Source organism: Bacillus sp. NEAU-CP5, from assembly GCF_026420705.1.
In the GTDB taxonomy this organism is placed as follows: domain Bacteria; phylum Bacillota; class Bacilli; order Bacillales; family Bacillaceae; genus Bacillus; species Bacillus velezensis.
This window is the reverse complement of the sequence record NZ_JAPMOV010000001.1, coordinates 289,670-313,319: the sequence shown is the minus strand read 5'-3', so window position 1 is coordinate 313,319 and position 23,650 is coordinate 289,670. Positions and strand designations below refer to the sequence as shown.

The window sequence follows — 23,650 nt, the reverse complement described above, 5'->3', positions numbered from 1 at the left end:
GAAAGACAGATGGTTAACGGAGTTCTCCTTTTACATAAACCGGTCGGCATGACTTCTCACGACTGTGTAATGAAAATAAGAAAACTGTTAAAAACAAAGAAAGTCGGACATACGGGAACGCTTGATCCGGAAGTGTCTGGCGTACTGCCGATCTGTGTCGGACGGGCCACAAAGATTGTTGAGTACGTCACCGACAAGTCAAAAACGTACGATGCTGAGATCACTCTCGGCTTCTCCACATCGACCGAAGACCAGACTGGAGAAACGGTCAGCGTAAAACCTGTCAAGGAGCCGCTGAAAGAAGCGGATATCAAAGCCGTTTTAGACGAACTGAAGGGACCGCAGGAGCAAGTGCCGCCGATGTATTCCGCTGTAAAGGTCAACGGGAAAAAGCTCTATGAATACGCCAGGGCGGGTATTGAAGTGGAGCGGCCGAAGCGGAATATCACGATTGAAGATACCGCGCTCACTTCCCCTGTCACTTATAAAGAAGACACAGCATCATTCCGCTTTACAGTCACGTGCTCAAAGGGCACTTACGTCAGAACATTGGCGGTGACAATCGGTGAAAAACTCGGCTATCCCGCGCATATGTCGCATCTCATCCGCACCGCTTCCGGCGATTTCAGCCTTGATGAGTGTTTCACGTTTGGGGAACTTGAACAGCAGGTTTCAGACGGAACGGTTGCAGAGCATGCCGTGCCGATTGAAAGAGCGCTCAATCATTTGCCGAAATGGGTCATAAGTGATACATTAGCTAAGAAAGCTGAAAACGGGTCAGTGTTTGACATCCCGGCGGAATTTTCTGCAATGACAGCTGACGCCCGTATAGCGGTCTGTACTGAAGACGGAGAATGTGTGGCCATTTATATGCCGCATCCTTCAAAAAAAGGACTGCTGAAACCGGCTAAAGTGCTCATGCAAAAAAGCGAACAATAAGAAAAAAGGTGACCGTTCTGTGAAGACGATACATATTTCTCATCCGCATCATTTACAAAAAGAAGAGCAGCCGGCGTCTGTCATGGCGCTCGGCTACTTTGACGGCGTTCATTTGGGACACCGGAAAGTAATCGGAACAGCCAGACAAATAGCCGAAGAAAAAGGCCTGTCGCTGGCCGTTATGACGTTTCATCCTCACCCTTCCCATGTGTTGGGCAGGGACAAAGAGCCAAAGGATCTGATTACGCCGCTTGAAGATAAAATCAGCCAGATCGGACGTTTAGGCGCTGATGTGCTGTATGTCGTAAAGTTTGATGAAGCGTTTGCGTCTCTGTCTCCAAAACAGTTTGCCGAGGAGTATATTTTAGGGTTAAACGCGCGGCACGCTGTGGGAGGCTTCGATTTTACGTACGGAAAATACGGAAAAGGCACGATGGAGACGCTGCCGGACGATTTAAACGGCAAGGCCGGATGCACGACTGTCGAGAAACAGACCGAGCAGGACAGAAAGATCAGCTCCACTTATATCCGGTCAGCGCTCCAGGATGGTGACGTTGAACTTGCGCACACTCTTCTCGGCCAGCCGTATTTTATCCGGGGCACTGTGATTCACGGAGACAAAAGAGGCCGAACCATCGGTTTTCCGACCGCGAATGTCGGCCTGCACAACAGTTATATCGTGCCGCCGACAGGTGTGTATGCAGTGAAAGCTGAAATAAAAGGCGAGGTGTATGAAGGCGTCTGCAACATCGGCTACAAACCGACCTTTTATGAAAAGCGTCCCGATCAGCCGTCAATTGAAGTCCATTTGTTTAATTTTCAACAGGATGTATACGGAGAAGACGTTAAAATCGAGTGGTACAAACGAATCCGAAGCGAACGGAAGTTTAACGGCATCGATGAGCTGACGGCTCAGATCGGGAAAGACAAACAAGAAGCGATCCGTTTTTTCAGCAAATAACGGAAAAAACATCAAAAGTACACAAATTTTCTTCTAAAAGATTTGCATATGGGCGCGATTTTTAGTATCATATGTTTCGTAGTCTTAAAACCATTGCTTGGCAATCCGAAGTCACCGACGGTTGCTAGGTAACTGGGGCTAATTATGATATGGAGGTGAAACAGGATGGCAATTACTCAAGAGCGTAAAAATCAACTCATCAGTGAGTTCAAAACACACGAATCTGATACTGGATCTCCAGAAGTTCAGATCGCTATCCTAACAGACTCAATTAACAACTTGAACGAGCATTTGCGTACTCACAAGAAAGATCACCACTCACGTCGCGGTCTTCTTAAAATGGTAGGTAAACGTCGTAATCTTCTTACGTATCTGCGTAATAAAGACGTAACTCGTTACCGTGAGTTAATTAACAAACTAGGCTTACGTCGATAATCGTAAAAAGCGGGAGGATTCCCGCTTTTTTATCGTATTAAAGCGAAAAAAATAATGATAAAAAAAACAATGAAATCCTTTTACATACTACTTTGACATTGATATGTTCAATTCATTTCGTTCATAATAGGAGTAATTGATTATTTCACACATTAAGAGAGGAGCTCGTAATCGAATGGGACAAGAGAAACATGTCTTTACCATAGATTGGGCCGGCAGACAGCTTACAGTAGAAGCCGGCCAGCTTGCCAAACAGGCAAACGGCGCTGTCATGGTTCGCTACGGCGATACTGCAGTGCTCAGCACAGCAACCGCATCAAAAGAACCGAAACCGCTAGATTTTTTCCCGCTTACCGTTAACTATGAAGAAAGATTATACGCAGTAGGTAAAATTCCGGGCGGTTTTATTAAAAGAGAAGGCCGTCCAAGTGAAAAGGCCGTTTTAGCCAGCCGTCTGATCGACCGTCCGATCCGCCCGCTTTTCGCAGACGGATTCCGTAACGAAGTACAGGTCATCAGCATTGTCATGAGTGTTGATCAGGACTGCTCATCTGAAATGGCTGCAATGTTCGGTTCATCACTCGCTCTTTGCGTTTCCGATATCCCGTTTGAAGGCCCGATCGCGGGTGTGACGGTAGGCCGCATTGACGGTAAATTCGTTATCAATCCGACGGTTGACCAGCTTGAAAAAAGTGATATCAACCTCATCGTTGCAGGCACAAAAGACGCCATCAACATGGTGGAAGCCGGAGCGGATGAAGTTCCTGAAGAAATCATGCTTGAGGCGATTATGTTCGGTCACGAAGAAATTAAGCGCCTGATCGCATTCCAAGAAGAAATCGTCGCAGCAGTCGGCAAAGAGAAAACAGAAATCCAACTGTATGAAATTGACGAAGAGCTCAGCGAAAAAGTAAAAAGCCTTGCGGAGCCGGATCTTCTCAGCGCCATTCAGGTTCACGAAAAACATGCTCGCGAAAACGCGATCAATGAAGTGAAAAATGCAGTTGTCGCGAAATTCGAAGAAGAAGAGCATGATGAAGATACGATTAAAAAAGTGAAACAGACACTGTCTAAACTCGTGAAAAACGAAGTGCGCCGTTTGATCACAGAAGAAAAAATCCGTCCGGACGGCCGCGGCGTTGATCAGATCCGCCCGCTTTCTTCAGAAGTCGGTCTTCTGCCGAGAACGCACGGCTCCGGGCTGTTTACGAGAGGACAGACGCAGGCGCTCAGCGTTTGTACATTAGGCGCCCTTGGGGACGTTCAGATTCTTGACGGTTTAGGCGTGGAAGAATCAAAACGCTTTATGCATCATTATAACTTCCCGCAGTTCAGCGTAGGGGAGACAGGCCCGATGCGCGGACCGGGACGCCGTGAGATCGGTCACGGTGCTCTTGGAGAGCGTGCGCTTGAGCCGGTCATTCCGAATGAAAAAGACTTCCCGTATACGGTCCGCCTCGTATCCGAAGTGCTTGAATCAAACGGTTCCACTTCACAGGCCAGCATTTGCGCGAGCACGCTTGCCATGATGGACGCAGGTGTTCCGATTAAAGCCCCTGTTGCGGGTATTGCGATGGGACTTGTGAAATCAGGCGAGTACTATACGGTATTAACGGATATTCAAGGGATGGAAGACGCCCTCGGTGACATGGACTTTAAAGTAGCCGGCACGGAAAAAGGCGTGACAGCGCTGCAAATGGACATTAAAATTGAAGGCCTTTCAAGAGAAATTCTTGAAGAAGCGCTTCAGCAGGCGAAAAAAGGAAGAATGGAAATCTTGAACAGCATGCTCAGCACGCTTGGTGAATCAAGAAAAGAACTTTCTCAATATGCGCCGAAAATTTTAACGATGAACATTAATCCGGATAAAATCCGTGACGTTATCGGACCGAGCGGTAAACAAATCAACAAAATCATTGAAGATACCGGTGTTAAAATTGACATTGAACAAGACGGCACCATCTTTATTTCTTCTACTGATGAAAGCAGCAACCAAAAAGCGAAAAAAATCATCGAAGATCTTGTCAGAGAAGTCGAAGTCGGCCAGCTTTACCTCGGTAAAGTCAAACGGATTGAGAAATTCGGCGCTTTCGTTGAAATTTTCAGCGGAAAAGACGGTCTCGTTCACATCTCTGAACTAGCGCTCGAACGGGTCGGCAAGGTTGAGGATGTTGTGAAAATCGGTGACGAAATCCTTGTGAAGGTAACTGAAATTGACAAACAGGGACGAGTGAATCTGTCGCGTAAAGCAGTGCTGCGCGAAGAGAAAGAAAAAGAACAGGAACAACAACAATCTTAAATGAAAACCTAACAAGGAGCCTGGGAGACCCGGCTTCTTTATTTTGAGAAAGACAACAGACGGGTTCTACCTTGTCCTCCTCATACATAATGTGTGAGGAGGGGGGAAGGACATGTTGAAAAAATTCGTGCCGTTTGCCGTTTTTTTATTTCTTTTTTTTGTTTCGTTTGAAATGTTAAAAAACCCGTATACAGTTGATTACATAGACGCAATGAAAAAAGACGCTGTAACTGTGTCAGCATCAAAAGATCCGCTCTATGAAGAATTACTGCAAAAAGCGCCAGAGTATGAAGTGAAGCCGCAAGACGCGCGGATTGATAAAATATGGAAGAGTATACCGGGATATAACGGTTTAAAAGTCAATGTGGAAAAATCCTATAAACAAATGAAAAAGGACGGAGAATTTCACGAAGACGGCCTTGTCTATGAGCAGGTAAAACCGAAAGTCCATCTTGAATCTCTCGCGCCCGAACCCATTTATAAAGGAAATCCCGACAAACCGATGGTCGCCTTCCTGATAAATGTCGCCTGGGGAAATGAATACGTGGAGCAAATGCTGCCTATTCTGAAGCAGTACCAGGTCAAAGCAACTTTCTTTCTTGAAGGGAAATGGCTGAAAAACAATCAGGAGCTGGGGAAAAAAATAGCGGCAGACGGACATGAAATCGGAAATCATTCATACAATCACCCTGATATGAGCAAACTGACTTCAGGAAGCATTTCCGAACAGCTTGACAAAACAAATGCACAAATCAGCGAGACGCTCGGCATAAAGCCAAAATGGTTTGCGCCGCCAAGCGGCAGCTTCAGAAAAGCTGTGGTCGACCTTGCGGCGGAAAAAGGAATGGGCACCATCATGTGGACCGTTGACACCATTGACTGGCAAAAACCGTCTCCGGCTGTTTTACAAACAAGGGTGTTGAGCAAAATACATAACGGAGCCATGATTTTAATGCATCCGACTGATCCGACTGCGAAAAGCCTGGATACACTGATTGCAAAAATCAAAGAAAAAGGCTACGCGCTCGGCTCAGTGTCTGACTTAATGGATGAAAACAGGCTGATGAAGTAGCAGGCGGCAGTTGCCTGTCTTTTGAATAGGAGGAACAGACTTGATAAAACGCTATACATGCCAAAACGGTGTAAGAGTTGTGCTTGAGAATAATCCAACGGTGCGGTCTGTGGCAATCGGCGTCTGGATCGGGACGGGGTCACGCCATGAAACGCCGGAGACAAACGGTATTTCGCACTTTCTTGAGCATATGTTTTTTAAAGGAACAAATACCAGGTCCGCACGGGAAATCGCAGAATCCTTTGATCGGATAGGCGGCCAAGTGAATGCCTTCACTTCAAAAGAATATACGTGCTATTACGCCAAAGTGCTGGATGAGCATGCAAACTACGCACTTGATGTGCTGGCTGATATGTTCTTTCATTCTGCTTTTGACGAAGATGAGCTCAAAAAAGAAAAGAACGTCGTATATGAAGAAATCAAAATGTATGAAGACGCGCCGGATGACATTGTCCACGATCTGCTGAGCAAAGCGACATACGGCAATCATTCGCTCGGCTACCCGATTCTCGGGACGGAGGAAACGCTTTCGTCCTTTAACGGCGATTCTCTCAGACAGCATATGGATGACTTTTACACGCCGGACCGCGTCGTCATTTCTGTCGCCGGAAATGTAACGGAACAATTCATTAAAGACGTGGAGAAATGGTTCGGTACATACGAAGCGAAGGGCAAAGCAAGCGGCATCAGCGAGCCTGAGTTTCATTATGAAAAGCTGACCAGAAAAAAAGACACCGAACAGGCGCATCTCTGTCTCGGTTTCAAAGGCCTGAAAGTCGGAGATCCGGACATTTACGATTTGATCGTCTTAAACAACGTGCTGGGCGGAAGCATGAGCAGCCGTCTTTTCCAGGATGTGCGCGAAGATAAAGGACTGGCCTATTCTGTATACAGCTATCACAGTTCCTATGAAGACAGCGGTATGCTGACGATTTACGGAGGCACCGGCGCGAATCAGCTCGGACTTCTGTCTGAAACCATTCAGGAAACGTTATCGGTTCTAAAACGTGACGGTATCACCCCGAAAGAGCTGGAAAACAGCAAAGAGCAAATGAAGGGGAGCTTAATGCTCAGCTTAGAGAGCACAAACAGCAAAATGAGCCGGAACGGGAAAAACGAACTCCTGCTCGGAAAGCATAAGACCATGGATGAAATTATCACTGAATTAAATGCGGTCAGCCTGGAAAGCGTCAACGGCCTCAGCCGCCGCTTATTTACGGATGATTACGCACTATCGCTCATCAGCCCGACCGGCAATATGCCGGCCTCGTCTTAATCGGCAAAGCAGTCTGCCTCTATACGGGGCAGGCATTTTTTTTTACTCCGGGTCATATAGTACAAGGGGGTGGCTATCATGAGGCTCAGTGAACTGTCAGGTAAAGAAATTGTGGACATTAAACGGGCAGAGCGGCTCGGCGTGCTCGGCCAGACCGATTTGGAAATTAATGAACAGGACGGACAAATTACCGCGCTGTTGATTCCGACGGTAAAATGGTTCGGATTGCGAAAACAAGGCCACGACATCCGCGTCCCCTGGAACCATATCCAAAAAATCGGGTCAGACATGATCATTTTAGACGTTCCGGGGGAGATCACGCCTCCCGAAGAGTAGATCTTATTCATTTTTTGCAAGCACCGGCTCATACAGCCGGTGCTTTTTTCATGAAAAAGACGCTGTACATTCACCGCCCTTTCTCTTTGCACATACGATGAAGATGAGGATGACACTTAAAAGATCCAGTAACTGTAAAGAAGGTGAACGTTTCAGATGTTAACCGGATTGACAATTGCGATCATTGGCGGTGACGCAAGACAGCTTGAGATTATAAGAAAGCTGACAGAACAGCATGCCGATATTTATCTTGCAGGGTTTGACCAATTGGATGACGGTTTTACAGGAACCGTCAAATGCAAAATCGATGAGATTCCCTTTCAAAAAATAGACAGTATCATCCTGCCCGTATCGGCAACGACCGGAGAAGGCGTTGTTTCCACGGTTTTTTCAAATGAAGAAGTGGTATTAAAGCAGAGCTATCTTGAGCGGACACCGGAGCATTGCGTCATTTATTCAGGCATCTCCAACGCGTATCTTGAGGGGATCGCCAGCGAAGCCGGCCGCAAGCTTGTGAAATTATTTGAGCGGGACGACATCGCGATATTCAACTCGATTCCCACTGTTGAAGGAACAATCATGATGGCGATTCAGCATACGGATTATACCATTCACGGATCAAATGTCGCCGTTCTCGGCATGGGGCGCACCGGTATGACGATCGCCCGGACGTTTGCGGCGTTAGGGGCGAAGGTAAAAGTGGGCGCGCGGAGTTCGGCTCATTTGGCCCGTATAATGGAAATGGGGCTTTCTCCTTTTCAGCTTGAAGAGCTTACTGAACATGTAAATGATATTGATATCTGCATTAACACCGTACCGAGCTTGATTCTGAATCAAAGTGTTTTATCGCGTATGACGCCGAAGACCTTGATTTTGGATTTAGCATCCCGCCCGGGCGGAACGGATTTCAAATATGCTGAAAAACAAGGCATTAAAGCGCTGCTTGCTCCGGGTCTTCCGGGAATTGTGGCCCCGAAAACAGCCGGACAGATTATTGCGAACGTATTGAGCAAGCTTTTGGCAGACTTAAAGAAAGAGGGGAAATAACCATGTCTCTGAAAGGGAAAAGAATCGGATTCGGATTAACCGGCTCGCATTGCACATATGAGGAAGTTTTTCCGCAAATAGAGGCGCTTATCAGTCAAGGAGCTGAAGTCCGGCCGGTCGTGACGTCAACCGTTCAATCGACCGATACCCGCTTTGGGGAGGGGGGAGATTGGGTCAGAAAAATTGAAGAAGCAACAGGCTTTGAGGCGATTGATTCCATCGTAAAAGCGGAGCCTCTCGGGCCGAAACTTCCGCTCGACTGCATGGTCATCGCCCCCTTAACCGGAAATTCAATGAGCAAACTCGCAAATGCGATGACTGACAGCCCCGTCCTTATGGCTGCGAAAGCCACGATCCGCAACGGCCGCCCGGTCGTGCTCGGAATTTCGACAAACGACGGACTCGGTTTAAACGGAATGAATTTAATGAGGCTGATGTCCGCAAAAAACATATATTTCATCCCGTTCGGCCAGGACGACCACGTGAAAAAACCGACATCGCTCGTCGCCAGAATGGATCTCCTTCCGATTACGGTAGAAAAAGCTCTTTTGCACCAGCAGGTTCAGCCGGTGCTCGTACACCATCATGAATAAAAAATCATGATGACAGAAAATCATTCCGGAATAAAAAAATTCGGTCAATCCGTGACTATTCTATGGTAAAATAAAACGTAAAATGCAAAGTCAATTCAACAAATGATGCTTAATTGGCGGAAGGAGTTTTACAGATGGGAAGAGGATTACACGTAGCAGTTGTCGGAGCGACGGGAGCCGTAGGACAGCAAATGCTGAAAACACTGGAAGACAGAAACTTTGAAATCGAAACACTCACACTACTATCCTCAAAGCGTTCTGCTGGTACGAAAGTAACGTTTAAAGGCGAAGAATATACAGTGCAGGAAGCTGTTCCGGAAAGCTTCGAAGGCGTCCATATCGCGTTATTCAGCGCCGGCGGAAGCGTATCACAAAGCTTGGCGCCTGAGGCTGTAAAACGGGGAGCCATCGTGATTGACAATACCAGCGCATTCCGCATGGACGAAAATACACCGCTTGTCGTGCCTGAGGTGAACGAAGGTGATCTGCACAAACATAACGGCATTATCGCCAACCCTAACTGTTCAACGATTCAGATGGTGGCTGCGCTTGAACCGATCCGCAAAGCGTACGGGTTGAATAAAGTCATTGTATCTACTTACCAAGCTGTGTCCGGGGCCGGCAATGAAGCGGCGAAGGAATTGTACAGCCAGACAAAGGCGATTTTAAACAATGAACCCGCAGAACCGTCCATTATGCCGGTTAAAGGCGACAAAAAGCATTATCAAATCGCATTTAACGCCATTCCGCAAATTGATAAATTCCAAGACAACGGCTATACGTTTGAGGAAATGAAAATGATTAATGAAACGAAAAAAATCATGCATATGCCGAAGCTGGAAGTGGCTGCGACATGTGTCAGACTGCCGATTGAAACAGGGCACTCAGAATCTGTTTACATTGAGCTTGACCGTGATGACGCAACCGTTGAAGATATTAAACAGCTTTTAAAAGAAGCTCCGGGTGTTACGCTTCAGGATGATCCGGCGGAGCAGCTTTACCCGATGCCTGCTGATTGCGTCGGCAAACGCGATGTATTTGTAGGAAGAATCCGTAAAGATTTGGACAGAGCAAACGGTTTTCATTTGTGGGTTGTTTCTGATAACCTGTTAAAAGGCGCCGCTTGGAACTCAGTCCAAATCGCGGAAAGCCTGCAAAAACTGAACCTCGTATAAAACAAACGTATTTTTCTATAGGCGAACAGAAGAGAGTAAGGCTCTGCCTGCTCTCTTCTGTTACGTCAGACTAATTTGGAGTGAAAATAGTGAAGATCATTGTTCAAAAATTCGGCGGAACATCCGTAAAAGATGACAAAGGCCGCAAGCTTGCGCTAGCACACATTAAAGATGCCATCAGTGAAGGTTATAAAGTTGTCGTTGTCGTATCGGCGATGGGAAGAAAAGGAGACCCGTACGCGACAGATTCTTTAATCGGGCTCCTTTACGGCAGCCAGTCCGACATTTCTCCGAGAGAGCAGGATATGCTTCTGTCTTGCGGAGAAACGATTTCGTCCGTTGTTTTTTCCAGCATGCTGAAGGAAAACGGCATAAAAGCCGCAGCTTTAACAGGAGCCCAGGCCGGCTTTTTAACCAATGCCCAGCATACTGACGCCAAAATTATAGAAATGAAAACAGAGCGGCTTTTCGCTGCACTCGCCAGCCATGACGCCGTCGTTGTCGCAGGATTTCAGGGAGCGACTGAAAAAGGCGACACGACGACGATCGGCAGAGGAGGAAGCGATACTTCAGCAGCGGCGCTCGGCGCGGCGGTTGATGCTGAGTTTATCGACATTTTTACGGACGTGGAAGGCGTTATGACAGCCGATCCGAGAATCGTGGAAAATGCTAAGCCGCTTCCGAACGTCACATATACGGAAATCTGCAACCTTGCCTATCAAGGCGCGAAAGTCATTCATCCGCGCGCGGTGGAAATCGCCATGCAGGCAAAGGTGCCGATTCGCGTGCGCTCCACTTATTCAAAAGACAAAGGCACTTTGGTGACGTCCCATCATTCGTCTAACATCGGCAGCGATGTATTCGAACGGCTGATTACAGGGATCGCCCATGTGAAAGATGTGACGCAATTTAAGGTTCCCGCCAAAATGGGGCAATACAACGTTCAGACTGAAGTCTTTAAAGCAATGGCAAATGCCGGAATCAGCGTAGATTTCTTTAACATTACGCCGAGTGAAATCGTATATACCGTGGCCGGCAGTAAAACGGAAGCCGCGCGCAGCATTTTGGCTGAATTAGGATATGAGCCGACAGTGACGGAGAGCTGTGCGAAAGTGTCAGCGGTCGGCGCCGGGATAATGGGTGTTCCGGGTGTCACGTCAAAAATCGTCTCCGCACTTTCTGATAAAGGCATTCCGATTCTGCAATCTGCCGACAGCCATACGACGATCTGGGTGCTCGTTCATGAAAAAGATATGGTAACGGCCGTAAATGCGCTGCATGAAGTGTTTGAACTTTCAAAGTAAATGTGATTGAATCATGATGAGGTGAAAAAAATGAATGTCGGAAATATATCTACAGCGATGATTACCCCCTTTGACAGTAAAGGGAATGTAGACTTTCAAAAACTGTCTACATTAATCGACTATTTGTTGAAAAACGGCACGGATTCTTTAGTCGTCGCAGGCACGACCGGCGAATCTCCGACACTTTCAACGGAAGAAAAAATTGCACTCTTTGAATTTACAGTCAAAGAAGTGAACGGACGCGTGCCTGTTATTGCGGGTACGGGAAGTAACAATACGAAAGACTCCATTAAACTGACAAAAAAAGCTGAAGAAGCCGGCGTCGATTGCGTTATGCTTGTCACGCCGTATTATAATAAACCTTCCCAAGAGGGTATGTACCGTCATTTTAAAGCCATTGCGGAAGAAACGTCTCTTCCTGTGATGCTTTACAACGTGCCGGGCAGAACGGTCGCTTCGCTTGCGCCGGAAACGGCCATCAGACTTGCGGAGATTCCGAATATCTCTGCGATTAAAGAAGCGAGCGGCGATCTTGATGCCATTACGAAAATCATTGCCGAAACACCGGAAGATTTTTACGTCTATTCAGGTGATGACGGGTTAACGCTTCCTATTCTCGCAGTCGGCGGAAGAGGAGTCGTGTCAGTGGCCAGCCATATCGTAGGTTCTGACATGCAGCAGATGATTAAAAACTATACGAACGGGCAGACGGCAACCGCGGCGCTGATTCATCAGAAGCTTCTGCCGATCATGAAGGAGCTCTTTAAAGCGCCTAATCCGGCTCCGGTCAAAACGGCGCTACAGCTGAAAGGCCTTGATGTCGGATCTGTGCGTCTTCCTCTTATCCCGCTGAATGAAGATGAACGTCTGAGCCTGAGCAGCGTCATCAGCGAACTGTAAGAAAAAATTTATACAGTTAAAATACGCGGTCATTCTCATTTTTATCGTGAGTTTGACCGTTTTGTATACATATTGGTTTTCCCTAAACCTTCCGCTTCTTCTTGTTTTCTAAAATTGATATCAGTTATAATAGGAACAAGTGATGATGGACGGGTATGAGACTAGGAGGATACAGATTTTGAAAAAGAAAAATACAGAAAACGTCAGAATTATCGCCCTTGGCGGCGTTGGAGAAATTGGGAAGAACCTATATGTCATTGAAATTGACTCAGACATATTTGTAGTGGATGCAGGGCTGATGCACCCTGAAAATGAAATGCTCGGTATTGATGTCGTCATTCCGGATATTTCCTACTTAGTAGAACGGGCTGACCGCGTGAAGGCCATCTTTCTGACACACGGGCACGATGAAAACATCGGAGGCGTCTTTTATTTATTGAACAAGCTGTCGGTGCCGGTATACGGAACGAAGCTTACGCTTGCATTACTGAGAGAAAAACTCAAGCAGTACGGGCATAATCGAAAAGCTGATTTGCGTGAAGTTCATTCTAAATCAGTCATTACATTTGAATCAACGAAAGTATCGTTCTTTAAAACGATTCACAGCATTCCGGATTCAGTGGGAGTCAGCTTCAAAACATCACTTGGCTCTATTGTATGCACGGGAGACTTTAAGTTTGACCAGACGCCTGCTTATCACCAATCATGTGATATTGGCGAAATTGCCAAAATCGGAAACAGTGGCGTGCTTGCCCTGCTTTCTGACAGCGCCAATGCGGAGCGCCCGGGATATACTCCGTCAGAAGCATATGTAAGCGGTGAAATTGCCGATGCGATGAACAATTCAGAAAACCGGGTCATCATTGCTGTATTCGCGTCTAATATCAACCGGATCCAGCAAGTGATACAGGCTGCCGTCCAGAACGGCCGCAAACTTGCAATCGCCGGAAAAAATCTGCAAAACGTGCTTCAGCTGGGGCGCAAGCTCGGCTATATTGAAGCCGAAGATGAAATGTTTATTCCTGTGCAGGATGTGAAAAAATATCCGAAGCGGGAAGTGGCAATTGTTACAGCCGGAAGCCATGGTGAGCCGCTGGCCGCTCTTACGCGGATGGCCAAGCAGGCGCACAAGCAGCTTAACATTGAAGAAGGAGACACCGTTGTCATTGCATCAACACCGATTCCTGGGCATGAATTAATATATTCCAAAACCGTCAACCTGCTTGCCCGCGCCGGCGCTCAAGTCATTTTCGCCCAAAAACGCGTGCATGTGTCCGGTCACGGTTCGCAGGAAGAATTGAAACTCATGCTTAATTTGCTGAAACCGAAATATTTAATTCCGGTTAACGGTGAATTCAGAATGCAAAAAGCGCATTCCAAAATCGCAGAAGAGATCGGCATGAAACGCAGCGACATTTTCTTGATTGAAAAAGGTGACGTCGTTGAATTCCGCGGACAGAATGTGAAAATCGGGGATAAAGTCACGTACGGAAACGTTCTGATTGACGGCCTCGGAGTCGGCGACATCGGCAACATCGTGCTGAGAGACCGCCGCTTATTATCACAAGACGGCATTCTCATCGTCGTGATCTCACTCGATAAGCAGAAAAAGAACCTCGTATCAGGTCCTGAGATCATTACGCGCGGTTTCGTATATGTCAGAGAATCAGAAGGTTTAATTGTACAAGCTACTGAGCTCGTCCGCTCTATCGTGACTGAAGCGACGGAAACATCTGCCGTAGAATGGTCCACGCTGAAACAGGCAATGCGTGATGCGCTGAATCAATTCCTTTATGAAAAAACAAAACGCAAGCCGATGATCATTCCGATCATTATGGAAGTATAATGTATACACAGCCGGAGCGCATGATGCTCCGGCTGTGTTTTTGTTCATGTCCCGGATGGAAATCATCATCTTTGTTCATAATACAAAGAGACATTCGGAAAGGGTGAAAGATAAAATGGATCATCGTATGGAAAACACCGAAGAACAGCAGCCCGAAAAATCAGATGCGAAAGACAGCATTATGAGCAAAATTCAGCAGCTGGGAGAGACATCTCTGCCGCAAATGTCCCAAGATACCAATATTCACTGCCTGACGATCATCGGCCAAATTGAGGGGCACGTCCAGCTCCCGCCGCAAAATAAAACAACCAAATATGAACACGTCATTCCGCAAATCGTCGCGATTGAGCAAAATCCGAAAATCGAAGGACTTCTGATCATCTTAAACACCGTCGGAGGCGATGTGGAAGCGGGGCTTGCGATTGCGGAAATGCTCGCATCCTTATCAAAACCGACCGTCTCAATCGTACTCGGCGGGGGACACTCGATAGGTGTGCCGATCGCCGTGTCATGTGATCATAGTTTTATCGCGGAAACAGCGACTATGACCATACACCCCGTTCGGCTTACAGGTCTGGTTATCGGCGTTCCGCAAACATTTGAATACCTGGATAAAATGCAGGAGCGGGTCGTCAACTTTGTGACCCATCATTCAAATATTTCCGAAGAAAAATTCAAAGAGCTGATGTTTTCAAAAGGAAACTTAACCAGGGACATCGGGACGAACGTAGTTGGGAAAGATGCGGCTGATTACGGATTAATTGATGCCGTGGGCGGCGTCGGACAGGCGATAAAAAAGCTGAATCAGCTGATTGAGGAACGAAAGGGCGAGGAAGGAAGGATGATTCAATGATCCTTTATACCGTCATGCCCCAAGAAGTCGTTTACGGTCAGGATATAGAGCAAAGCGTGCATGAACAGGTAGATTACGCCGGTGTGCCGCTGCTAGTTGAGATGAAGGGAAATGAAGCCGAAGTCGTACAGATTTTAAGTACGAACCCGATGGATTTTCTGAATCCGGACATCGCTCCGGGACAAAAAATCAAGCTGAAAATCTAACCGGCATTCAGTCCGTTTCTCGGGGGCAAAATATGCTATAATAGGGGAATCCTACAGAAAAATGCAGCCGGCAAAAGGCTGCTTTTCTTCATGATGTATGATTTTACATTTTTTAACGCAGTAAGGTGATGAGTGTGGCAAAGAAAAAACGGAAATCTAAAAAGAAACAAGAGAGTAAGCTCAATCTAAAATACGAACTAAGCGGACTGCTCTGTGTTGCAATCTCAATTATTGCTGTTTTGCAGCTCGGCGTTGTGGGACAGACATTTGTGTACTTGTTCCGTTTTTTTGCCGGAGAGTGGTTTATTTTATGCTTAATTGCGCTCTTCCTTCTCGGAATTTCGCTGTTTTGGAAAAAGAAGAGTCCAAGCCTTTTAACGAGAAGAAAGGCAGGGTTGTACTGTATTATCGCCAGTATATTGCTGCTGTCTCACGTGCAGCTCTTTAAAAATCTGTCTCATCACGAGTCGATTCGGTCGGCAAGTGTCATCGGCAACACGTGGGAGCTGTTTATGATTGACATGAAACAGCAGGCTGCTTCCCCTGATTTGGGCGGCGGCATGATCGGCGCGGTACTGTTTGCAGCTTCCCACTTTTTATTTGCATCAACGGGTTCACAAATCATGGCGATCGTGCTGATCTTGATGGGGCTGATTCTTGTAACAGGGCGTTCACTGCAGGAAACGCTCAAAAAGTGGACGAGCCCCGTCGGCCGGTTTATCCGCGGCCAGTGGCAGGCATTTCTTGAGGATATGAAGACGGTCAGAACGAATATGTCTTCGCCGAAAACAAAAACAAAATCGGGCAAAAAACAAAAACGGGTTCAAAAGAAAAAAGAAGAGCCTGAACCGGAGGAAGAGGATGAGGAAATTATTTCGCCGATCATCCATTCAGAGCCGATTATTTCAAGCTTTTCAGACCGTCAGGAAGAGCCCGCCGAACCGCTGATTCCGGAAAAAACGCAGGAGACGGCACAAGCGGCAAAAGATGAGCCTTCCGGCAGCGCTCAAGACAGTGGCGAAACGGCTGCGGCTCCGCCGATGACGTTTACAGAGCTTGAAAATAAAGATTATCAAATGCCTTCATTGGACATACTGGCTGACCCGAAACATACCGGCCAGCAGACCGATAAGAAAAACATTTACGAGAATGCAAGAAAACTCGAACGGACTTTTCAAAGTTTCGGCGTAAAGGCGAAAGTGACGCAGGTTCATCTCGGTCCGGCGGTCACAAAATATGAAGTGTATCCGGACGTCGGGGTCAAAGTCAGTAAAATCGTGAATCTGAGCGATGACCTCGCGCTCGCGCTTGCCGCGAAGGATATCCGGATCGAAGCGCCGATTCCGGGTAAATCGGCAATCGGCATCGAGGTGCCCAATGCTGAAGTTGCGATGGTTTCGTTAAAAGAAGTGCTTGAATCCAAGCTCAATGACAAGCCGGACGCGAAGCTTCTGATCGGCTTGGGACGAAATATTTCCGGGGAAGCCGTGCTTGCCGAACTGAACAAAATGCCCCACCTGCTCGTAGCGGGGGCAACGGGAAGCGGAAAAAGCGTCTGTGTCAACGGTATTATTACGAGCATTCTGATGAGGGCCAAACCGCATGAAGTGAAGATGATGATGATTGACCCGAAAATGGTTGAACTGAATGTGTATAACGGCATTCCTCATCTGCTTGCGCCGGTCGTGACAGATCCGAAAAAGGCCTCGCAGGCTTTGAAAAAGGTCGTCAATGAGATGGAGCGCCGCTATGAGCTGTTCTCCCATACGGGTACGAGAAATATAGAAGGCTATAACGACCATATTAAGCGGTCAAATGCCGAAGAAGAAGTCAAGCAGCCTGAGCTGCCGTACATCGTCGTCATCGTTGACGAGCTTGCCGATCTGATGATGGTCGCTTCTTCCGACGTGGAAGATTCAATTACGAGACTTTCACAGATGGCGCGGGCGGCGGGAATTCATTTGATTATCGCGACACAGCGGCCTTCAGTTGACGTTATTACCGGTGTTATTAAAGCCAACATCCCGTCAAGAATCGCCTTCAGTGTCTCATCTCAGACCGATTCACGGACGATTTTAGACATGGGCGGCGCTGAAAAGCTTCTGGGGCGCGGAGACATGCTGTTTCTGCCTGTAGGCGCAAATAAGCCGGTGCGTGTGCAAGGGGCATTCTTATCCGATGAAGAGGTTGAGCATGTCGTCGATCATGTCATTACGCAGCAAAAAGCGCAGTACCAAGAAGAGATGATTCCGGAAGAAGTTTCGGAAACACACAGTGAAGTAACGGATGATCTCTATGACGAAGCGGTCGATTTGATTATCGGCATGCAGACGGCATCAGTCTCCATGCTTCAAAGGCGGTTCAGAATCGGATATACGAGAGCTGCCCGTCTGATTGACGCAATGGAGGAACGGGGCGTCGTCGGGCCGTATGAAGGAAGCAAACCGAGGGAAGTACTATTATCTAAGGAACAATATGATGAGCTCTCTTCTTAAAAAGGAGAGAGTTTTCACTGAAAATGATATCACCAAAATCATTCCTATTTATTTTTTTATTAAAACATGATATAGTTGTCCCAATTGTTCAATAATTTATGAAAGTGGTTTACGGAGGGGAAACATGTCTACAAAAGCTGACAATCGTCACTTGTATCTAAAAGTGATTGAGCGAATCAAAGAGGATATACAAAACGGAATTTACACCGAAAAGGAAAAGCTTCCTTCTGAATTTGAGCTTTCAAAATCAATGGGTGTCAGCCGGGCAACTCTGCGTGAAGCTTTGCGTATCCTTGAAGAGGAGCATGTGATTATCAGAAGGCACGGTGTGGGCACTTTCGTCCATACAAAACCGCTGTTTCTTTCAGGTATTGAACAGCTCAACAGCGTGACGAAAACGATTCAGCAGGCGAACATGGTGCCGGGTACGATTTTTTTGTCGTCTCAGGTCATCACGCCGTCTGATGAAGATATCGCTAGATTCCGGCTTGAGCCTGAGCAGGAGCTTTTTTATTTGGAACGCGTGAGAACGGCAAGCGGCACTCCGGTCGTTTACTGTTTAGATACGATTCCGATGCACATTCTGCCGAATTCTTTCTGTCATGAACAGGAGTCTATTTTCGATCTTTTGGAAAAAAACTCCGGGTCTGTGATCAGCTATGCCGTTGCTGATATCGAACCGATCGGATATCACGATACGATTTCGCCGGTTTTGGAATGCGAGCCGGAGACGGCGCTTTTATTGCTGAAGCAAACCCACTATAATCAGAATGATGAACCTGTGCTGTATTCATTAAATTATTTCCGGGCTGATAAGTTCAGTTTTCATGTTGTAAGAAAACGTTTTTAAGACAGACGCGTCATGTGTCTGTTTTTTTATTTGCCGTTTCAGTACATACTTTGTTTTCTGCAAGGCACAATAAAACAGGAAACAACCAAGTATAGTGAATGGGTGAATAAGTTGAGTAAGAAGAAAAATGGAACGAAAAATATCATTGCTCTGGCTTCTGTACCGCTCGTGATGACACTCGGGAATTCCATGCTGATTCCTGTGCTTCCGATGATTGAAAAGAAGCTGTCCATATCGTCTTTTCAAGTATCGTTAATTATAACGGTCTATTCGATTGTGGCGATTATTTGTATTCCGATTGCCGGATATTTGTCCGATAAATTCGGAAGAAAAAAGGTTCTTCTGCCTTGTCTTCTCATAGCCGGTGCGGGCGGAGCGCTTGCCGCGATAGCTTCCACCGCGTTCAAGCATCCTTATCCCATTATCTTGGCGGGGCGGGTGCTGCAGGGAATCGGTTCGGCAGGGGCGGCTCCTGTAGTGATGCCGTTTATCGGTGATTTATTCAAAGGGGATGATGAGCGGATTACCGCGGGGCTCGGCGACATTGAGACGTCTAACACTGCCGGGAAAGTAATAAGCCCGATTCTCGGGTCGCTCTTGGCTGCATGGTTTTGGTTTATGCCGTTTTGGTTCATTCCGTTTTTTTCGCTCATCAGTTTTTTTCTCGTATTGTTTTTGGTGGCAAAGCCGGAGGAACAAAAAGAAGCGCCTTCTATTTCCGAATTTGTGAAAAATGTCGGCCGCATATTTAAGCGTGACGGACGCTGGCTCTTTACGGTTTTTATCATCGGCTGCGTGATTATGTTTTTGCTGTTCGGGGTTCTTTTTTATTTATCAGACTCACTCGAGAAGAAATACGGAATTGACGGTGTGGCTAAAGGAGCGCTTTTGGCAATCCCGCTTTTATTTCTATCCGTCAGTTCATATATATCAGGCAGAAAAATCGGAAAAGACCAAGGCAAAATGAAGTTTTGCATCGTTTTCGGAATGAGTGCCGTGACACTGTCGTTTATCGGCCTATGGTGGAATCACAGTTTTTATTTATTATTTATCTTTTTGTGTGTCAGCGGTATCGGTATCGGAATGGCATTGCCGGCTTTAGACGCTGTCATCACAGAAGGCGTAGACAACGAGGAATCGGGAACCATCACCTCATTTTATAACAGCATGCGGTTTATCGGAGTAGCGGCGGGACCGCCGATCTTTGCTGCCCTGATGTCAAATGCAGGCTGGCTGATTTTTATTTTATCCGCTTTTTGCGGCATTGTGTCTGTATTTTTAGCGCTGTTAAATATCTCATCACAAGCAAAAGAAAAAAAGGAATCATTAAAGACGGTGTAATCTGCACTGTCTTTTTTTATTTTATTTTGAAGATTGACATGATACCGTCAAGTCGTTATCCTTTTTAATAGTTAAACATTTTAACTATCGGAAGGAGGGGGAAAAGGTGCATGAAGAAAAAGTAAAGCAGCTGATTCAGCGTTATTCCGATGTATACCTGCACGTCTTAAAAAAAATTGACAGCATTATCGCTGAAAAAGTGAACAAAGAGCTGACATTGGATCAATATTACATCCTCCGCTATATTATGCTCAATCCGGATTGCAAATCAATTGAACTGGCCGCGGTGTGCCACGTCAATAAAAGCGCCATTACATCGATGACGAACCGCCTGTATGAAAAAGGCTACATCAATAGAGAACGCAGCCAAAGCGACCGCCGGAGCATACTTTTAAATGTCACGGAAAAGGGGACGGAAGTATTTCACCGTGTGGAGCGGCGGATTGAGGAACTCGTCCGTTCATATATTATGTATTTTGATGAAGACGAGGCGGAGATGTTCGTTAATACATATGAAAAATTATATCGATTGATGATGACAGAGGAGGATCAGCAGACATAATGAAAAACATTATCCGAGTTCGCTGGATCATCGCCGCGGTATGGGTCGCCGCAACGGTGATATTTATGCTTACAGCGCCTGATATGGCTGAATTGACACGGGAGAAAGGGCAGATTTCCGTACCGGACGGGTATTCCTCTTCTTACGCCCATGAATTGCTTGATGAAATGTCTGATTCAGATGCACCGTCTTCTTCTGCCGTCATCGTATTTCACGAAAAAAGCTTAATGACAGACAAAAAAGATCGTCTGGAAGAAGCCGTCAGCACTTTGTCTGAACAGAAAAAAGCGCTTCAGATTAAAACGGTGACCTCATACTTCGGGGAGAAAAATGACGACATCAAAAAACAGCTGCTGTCAAAAGACAGACAAACGATGCTCGTTCAGCTGCAGCTTGATACATCCAAAAACGATATCCTCGAAATAAAAAATAAAATTGATAAAGAGCTGAAACCGTACGGCGTATCATACGGCATTACAGGCCAGTCGCTGATCGACGAAGATGTGTTAAAAAGCTCGCAGGACGGCTTAAAAAAGACTGAATATATAACGGTTGCCTTTATCCTGATCGTGCTGATTCTTGTATTTCGGTCAGTGGTCGCTCCGTTTGTACCGCTTTTATCAGTATTGATATCTTATTTAGTCAGCCAGTCGATTGTCGCATTTTTAGTCGATCAACTGAATTTTCCGCTCTCAACTTTTACTCAGATTTTTATGGTTGCGATTATGTTTGGAATCGGTACAGACTACTGCATTCTGCTTCTCAGCCGGTTTAAAGAAGAACTGTCGCATGGCGCTGATATAAGAGAAGCGATCGTCGTCACCTACAAAACGGCCGGAAAGACGGTTTTGTACAGCGGCGGTGCAGTGCTGATCGGATTTGCCTGCATCGGATTTGCGACATTTAAGCTATATCAGTCGGCAGCCGCCGTTGCGGTCGGTGTCGCGGTGCTGCTGCTTGCGCTCATGACGATCGTGCCGTTTTTTATGGCTGTTTTAGGAAAAAGACTGTTTTGGCCTGTGAAGGGCGATATTTCCCATCCTCAAAGCAAAGCATGGGAAACGTCAGGGCGGTTTTCATTTAAAAGGCCGCTCATCAGTCTTGCAATCGTTGCGGTATTCACTGTCCCGCCTATCCTTTTTTACAAAGGGGCGCTATCTTACAACAGTCTTGACGAAATCGGGGATAAATATGAATCCGTCCGCGCGTTTAATACGATTTCAGACGCCTTCGGCCCGGGAGAACTTCTTCCGGCCACAGTCGTCGTCAAAAATGATGAGACTTTAAATACCGAAAAACACCTGATTGATATCGAAAAAATCAGCAGAGAACTTGAAAAAACAGAGGGTGTAAAAACGGTCAGAAGCGCCACGCGCCCTGCTGGAAACGGATTGAATCAATTATTTGTCACAAATCAGGCAAAGCAGCTTCAAGAAGGACTTGATAAGGGCAATACGGGACTTGAAAAAATCACGGACGGATTAGGGCATGCCGCAAAGTCGTTAGCTGATTCACAGCCGCAGATCGAAGAGTCGGGGAAAAGCGTCAATCAGCTTATTGACGGAACATTGTCTCTGAAATCCGGGCTTTCTGATATAGGAGAAAACCTGAATAAACTGCAGGCTGGCGTGAACGAGAATAAAGCCGGCGTCGCCCAGATGAGAAAGCAGATTGAAGAGCAAAAACAAATGCTGACTTCACAGCTCAGCCAAAACAGCGGTCTCGCTTCAGAAACGCAAAACGCTTTAAAATTGGTAAAAACCGTCTTGCCGATGAAAGATGAAGCCAGCAGACAGCTTGCCGATTTGAACAAGCAGCTTGCCCGGCTGCCGTTTGCAAAATTGGAAGCGTCAATACCGTTAGTCAAAACCGATCCCTCTTACCAAGAAATCAAATCGGCCTTTACGGGTGTACAGTCAGCCGTTTCCAAGGCAAACGCGGATGCAGAAGCTTTTTCTAAACAGGTCGACAGTCAAAAGGCTCATCTGCAGCAAGCGGAAAAACAATTTGCCCGGCTGGCAGCCGCTCAGAAGAAGATTGACACTCAAATTAACGCAATGATCAATGGTCTGACCAGTATTGAAAACGGCCTGCAGCAAGTGTCAGACGGACAGGGGGCTCTCGCAGGACAAATGCCGCGCCTTGAATCGGCGGCAGGACAGCTCGCGGAGGGCCAGAAAAAAATGAAGAGCGGTCTCGGTGATTTTTCTTCCCGGCTCAGCGATCTTTCTTCAGGCCTTAACGACAGTGTAAAAGGGCTTAAGAAAGTATCAAGCGGCATGATGGGGGCGAATGATTACCTGGGTGAGCTTCACAAGGCGTCAGACAAAGAAATGACAGGCTGGTTTGTGCCGAAAGACGCGTTGACAAACAGTGATTTCACAAGCGTGTTTAATACGTACATGTCAGATGACAGAAAAACGACAGAATTGACCGTCGTTCTTGATAACAATCCTTACTCAAATACGGCCATTCAAGATATTCAAGCGATCAAAGCGAGCGTAAAAAGGGCCATTCCGAACACGGATCTGAAGAATGCTTCCTTCGGCGTTTCGGGAGTCTCCAGCATGAATGCCGATCTGAAGGAAGTATCGGATTCAGACTTCAAACGGACGGCAATGTTTATGCTGGCGGGAATTTTTCTGATTCTCATCGTGATGCTGCGCTCCCTCATTATGCCTGTTTATTTAGTGGCGTCGCTCGTACTGACGTATTTCGCATCCATCGGCGTGACGGAATACATCTTTACACACTTCTTCGGGTATCCGGGCGTAAACTGGGCCGTGCCGTTCTTCGGCTTTGTCATTTTGATGGCTCTAGGCGTGGATTATTCCATCTTTTTAATGGACCGTTTTAATGAGCTTAAAAAAGAAGGAACGGAACCCGCAATGATCAGCAGTATGAAAAATATGGGTTCCGTCATCATTTCTGCGGCGATTATTTTAGCGGGAACCTTTGCGGCCATGCTGCCGTCAGGCGTTCTTTCCTTATTACAGATTGCAACCGTGGTATTAACAGGCCTTCTCATGTACGCAATTGTCGTCCTTCCGTTTTTTGTACCGGTCATGGTGAAAATATTCGGAAGAGCCAACTGGTGGCCTTTCAATTTGAAAAAATAACGTTCAATACCTCTGCCTGTTTTCGGGCAGAGGTTTTTTGT

20 protein-coding genes are annotated in these 23,650 nt (G+C 46.6%); all 20 read left to right on the top strand.

Translation table 11 applies throughout. From position 1 onward, the window contains the following. The first annotated feature begins 9 nt into the window (after window positions 1-9). Window positions 10-939, top strand: a complete 930-nt coding sequence (gene truB, locus OTK50_RS01055; RefSeq protein ID WP_224224268.1) for a tRNA pseudouridine(55) synthase TruB — start codon at window positions 10-12, stop codon at window positions 937-939. A 19-nt stretch (window positions 940-958) separates the two neighbouring features. Further along, a complete protein-coding gene (ribF, locus tag OTK50_RS01050; protein ID WP_007611467.1) occupies window positions 959-1,900 on the top strand; it encodes a bifunctional riboflavin kinase/FAD synthetase in 942 nt (313 codons plus the stop codon). 165 nt (window positions 1,901-2,065) lie between these two features. Continuing rightward, window positions 2,066-2,335, top strand: a complete 270-nt coding sequence (rpsO, locus tag OTK50_RS01045) for a 30S ribosomal protein S15 (protein ID WP_003154182.1) — start codon at window positions 2,066-2,068, stop codon at window positions 2,333-2,335. A 175-nt stretch (window positions 2,336-2,510) separates the two neighbouring features. Then, window positions 2,511-4,634, top strand: a complete 2,124-nt coding sequence (pnp, locus tag OTK50_RS01040) for a polyribonucleotide nucleotidyltransferase (protein ID WP_224224269.1) — start codon at window positions 2,511-2,513, stop codon at window positions 4,632-4,634. 112 nt (window positions 4,635-4,746) lie between these two features. Next, window positions 4,747-5,706, top strand: coding sequence for a polysaccharide deacetylase family protein (locus OTK50_RS01035; protein WP_239033829.1), 960 nt, complete (start codon window positions 4,747-4,749; stop codon window positions 5,704-5,706). 40 nt (window positions 5,707-5,746) lie between these two features. Next, window positions 5,747-6,982 (top strand): M16 family metallopeptidase, encoded by a 1,236-nt coding sequence (locus OTK50_RS01030; RefSeq protein ID WP_021493675.1) that lies wholly within the window; start codon window positions 5,747-5,749, stop codon window positions 6,980-6,982. Window positions 6,983-7,060: 78 nt separating this feature from the next. After that, the gene (locus OTK50_RS01025; protein WP_003154176.1) at window positions 7,061-7,318 is read left to right on the top strand and encodes a YlmC/YmxH family sporulation protein; all 258 of its coding nucleotides are present in this window, start codon (window positions 7,061-7,063) and stop codon (window positions 7,316-7,318) included. A 156-nt stretch (window positions 7,319-7,474) separates the two neighbouring features. Continuing rightward, window positions 7,475-8,365 (top strand): dipicolinic acid synthetase subunit A, encoded by an 891-nt coding sequence (gene dpaA, locus OTK50_RS01020; RefSeq protein WP_044801435.1) that lies wholly within the window; start codon window positions 7,475-7,477, stop codon window positions 8,363-8,365. Window positions 8,366-8,367: 2 nt separating this feature from the next. Next, on the top strand, window positions 8,368-8,958 hold the full coding sequence (gene dpaB, locus OTK50_RS01015) for a dipicolinate synthase subunit B (protein WP_045207422.1): 591 nt from the start codon (window positions 8,368-8,370) through the stop codon (window positions 8,956-8,958). A gap of 134 nt (window positions 8,959-9,092) precedes the next feature. After that, a complete protein-coding gene (gene asd, locus OTK50_RS01010) occupies window positions 9,093-10,133 on the top strand; it encodes an aspartate-semialdehyde dehydrogenase (RefSeq protein ID WP_038458044.1) in 1,041 nt (346 codons plus the stop codon). Window positions 10,134-10,222: 89 nt separating this feature from the next. After that, complete coding sequence (gene dapG, locus OTK50_RS01005) at window positions 10,223-11,437, top strand: aspartate kinase (protein ID WP_003154168.1); 1,215 nt, start codon at window positions 10,223-10,225, stop codon at window positions 11,435-11,437. A 30-nt stretch (window positions 11,438-11,467) separates the two neighbouring features. Then, entirely contained in the window at window positions 11,468-12,337 is an 870-nt protein-coding gene (dapA, locus tag OTK50_RS01000) for a 4-hydroxy-tetrahydrodipicolinate synthase (protein ID WP_003154166.1), read from the top strand. 178 nt (window positions 12,338-12,515) lie between these two features. Beyond that, window positions 12,516-14,183, top strand: a complete 1,668-nt coding sequence (gene rnjB, locus OTK50_RS00995; RefSeq protein WP_012117573.1) for a ribonuclease J2 — start codon at window positions 12,516-12,518, stop codon at window positions 14,181-14,183. A 115-nt stretch (window positions 14,184-14,298) separates the two neighbouring features. After that, complete coding sequence (locus OTK50_RS00990; protein ID WP_003154162.1) at window positions 14,299-15,036, top strand: ClpP family protease; 738 nt, start codon at window positions 14,299-14,301, stop codon at window positions 15,034-15,036. After that, on the top strand, window positions 15,033-15,242 hold the full coding sequence (locus OTK50_RS00985) for a YlzJ-like family protein (protein WP_003154161.1): 210 nt from the start codon (window positions 15,033-15,035) through the stop codon (window positions 15,240-15,242). The genes OTK50_RS00990 and OTK50_RS00985 overlap by 4 nt, the downstream gene beginning before the upstream one ends. 134 nt (window positions 15,243-15,376) lie before the next feature. After that, on the top strand, window positions 15,377-17,737 hold the full coding sequence (locus tag OTK50_RS00980; protein WP_224224270.1) for an FtsK/SpoIIIE family DNA translocase: 2,361 nt from the start codon (window positions 15,377-15,379) through the stop codon (window positions 17,735-17,737). A gap of 124 nt (window positions 17,738-17,861) precedes the next feature. Further along, window positions 17,862-18,587, top strand: a complete 726-nt coding sequence (locus OTK50_RS00975) for a GntR family transcriptional regulator (protein WP_007409813.1) — start codon at window positions 17,862-17,864, stop codon at window positions 18,585-18,587. Between the two features lie 111 nt (window positions 18,588-18,698). Further along, complete coding sequence (locus tag OTK50_RS00970) at window positions 18,699-19,928, top strand: MFS transporter (RefSeq protein WP_017417794.1); 1,230 nt, start codon at window positions 18,699-18,701, stop codon at window positions 19,926-19,928. Window positions 19,929-20,034: 106 nt separating this feature from the next. Next, the gene (locus tag OTK50_RS00965; protein WP_003154157.1) at window positions 20,035-20,490 is read left to right on the top strand and encodes a MarR family winged helix-turn-helix transcriptional regulator; all 456 of its coding nucleotides are present in this window, start codon (window positions 20,035-20,037) and stop codon (window positions 20,488-20,490) included. Continuing rightward, window positions 20,490-23,609 carry an MMPL family transporter gene (locus OTK50_RS00960; protein ID WP_224224271.1) on the top strand — a complete coding sequence of 1,040 codons (3,120 nt, stop codon included), beginning with the start codon at window positions 20,490-20,492 and terminating at the stop codon, window positions 23,607-23,609. Before OTK50_RS00965 ends, OTK50_RS00960 begins: the two co-directional genes overlap by 1 nt. Window positions 23,610-23,650 lie beyond the last annotated feature (41 nt).

What these genes read in the sequence shown, in the direction of transcription:
- truB (WP_224224268.1), top strand. Translation starts at nt 10, where the DNA reads ATGGTTAACGGAGTTCTCCTTTTACATAAACCGGTCGGCATGACTTCT.
- rpsO (WP_003154182.1), top strand. Translation starts at nt 2,066, where the DNA reads ATGGCAATTACTCAAGAGCGTAAAAATCAACTCATCAGTGAGTTCAAA.
- pnp (WP_224224269.1), top strand. Translation starts at nt 2,511, where the DNA reads ATGGGACAAGAGAAACATGTCTTTACCATAGATTGGGCCGGCAGACAG.
- OTK50_RS01035 (WP_239033829.1), top strand. Translation starts at nt 4,747, where the DNA reads ATGTTGAAAAAATTCGTGCCGTTTGCCGTTTTTTTATTTCTTTTTTTT.
- OTK50_RS01025 (WP_003154176.1), top strand. Translation starts at nt 7,061, where the DNA reads ATGAGGCTCAGTGAACTGTCAGGTAAAGAAATTGTGGACATTAAACGG.
- dpaA (WP_044801435.1), top strand. Translation starts at nt 7,475, where the DNA reads ATGTTAACCGGATTGACAATTGCGATCATTGGCGGTGACGCAAGACAG.
- dpaB (WP_045207422.1), top strand. Translation starts at nt 8,368, where the DNA reads ATGTCTCTGAAAGGGAAAAGAATCGGATTCGGATTAACCGGCTCGCAT.
- asd (WP_038458044.1), top strand. Translation starts at nt 9,093, where the DNA reads ATGGGAAGAGGATTACACGTAGCAGTTGTCGGAGCGACGGGAGCCGTA.
- dapA (WP_003154166.1), top strand. Translation starts at nt 11,468, where the DNA reads ATGAATGTCGGAAATATATCTACAGCGATGATTACCCCCTTTGACAGT.
- OTK50_RS00990 (WP_003154162.1), top strand. Translation starts at nt 14,299, where the DNA reads ATGGATCATCGTATGGAAAACACCGAAGAACAGCAGCCCGAAAAATCA.
- OTK50_RS00985 (WP_003154161.1), top strand. Translation starts at nt 15,033, where the DNA reads ATGATCCTTTATACCGTCATGCCCCAAGAAGTCGTTTACGGTCAGGAT.
- OTK50_RS00975 (WP_007409813.1), top strand. Translation starts at nt 17,862, where the DNA reads ATGTCTACAAAAGCTGACAATCGTCACTTGTATCTAAAAGTGATTGAG.
- OTK50_RS00960 (WP_224224271.1), top strand. Translation starts at nt 20,490, where the DNA reads ATGAAAAACATTATCCGAGTTCGCTGGATCATCGCCGCGGTATGGGTC.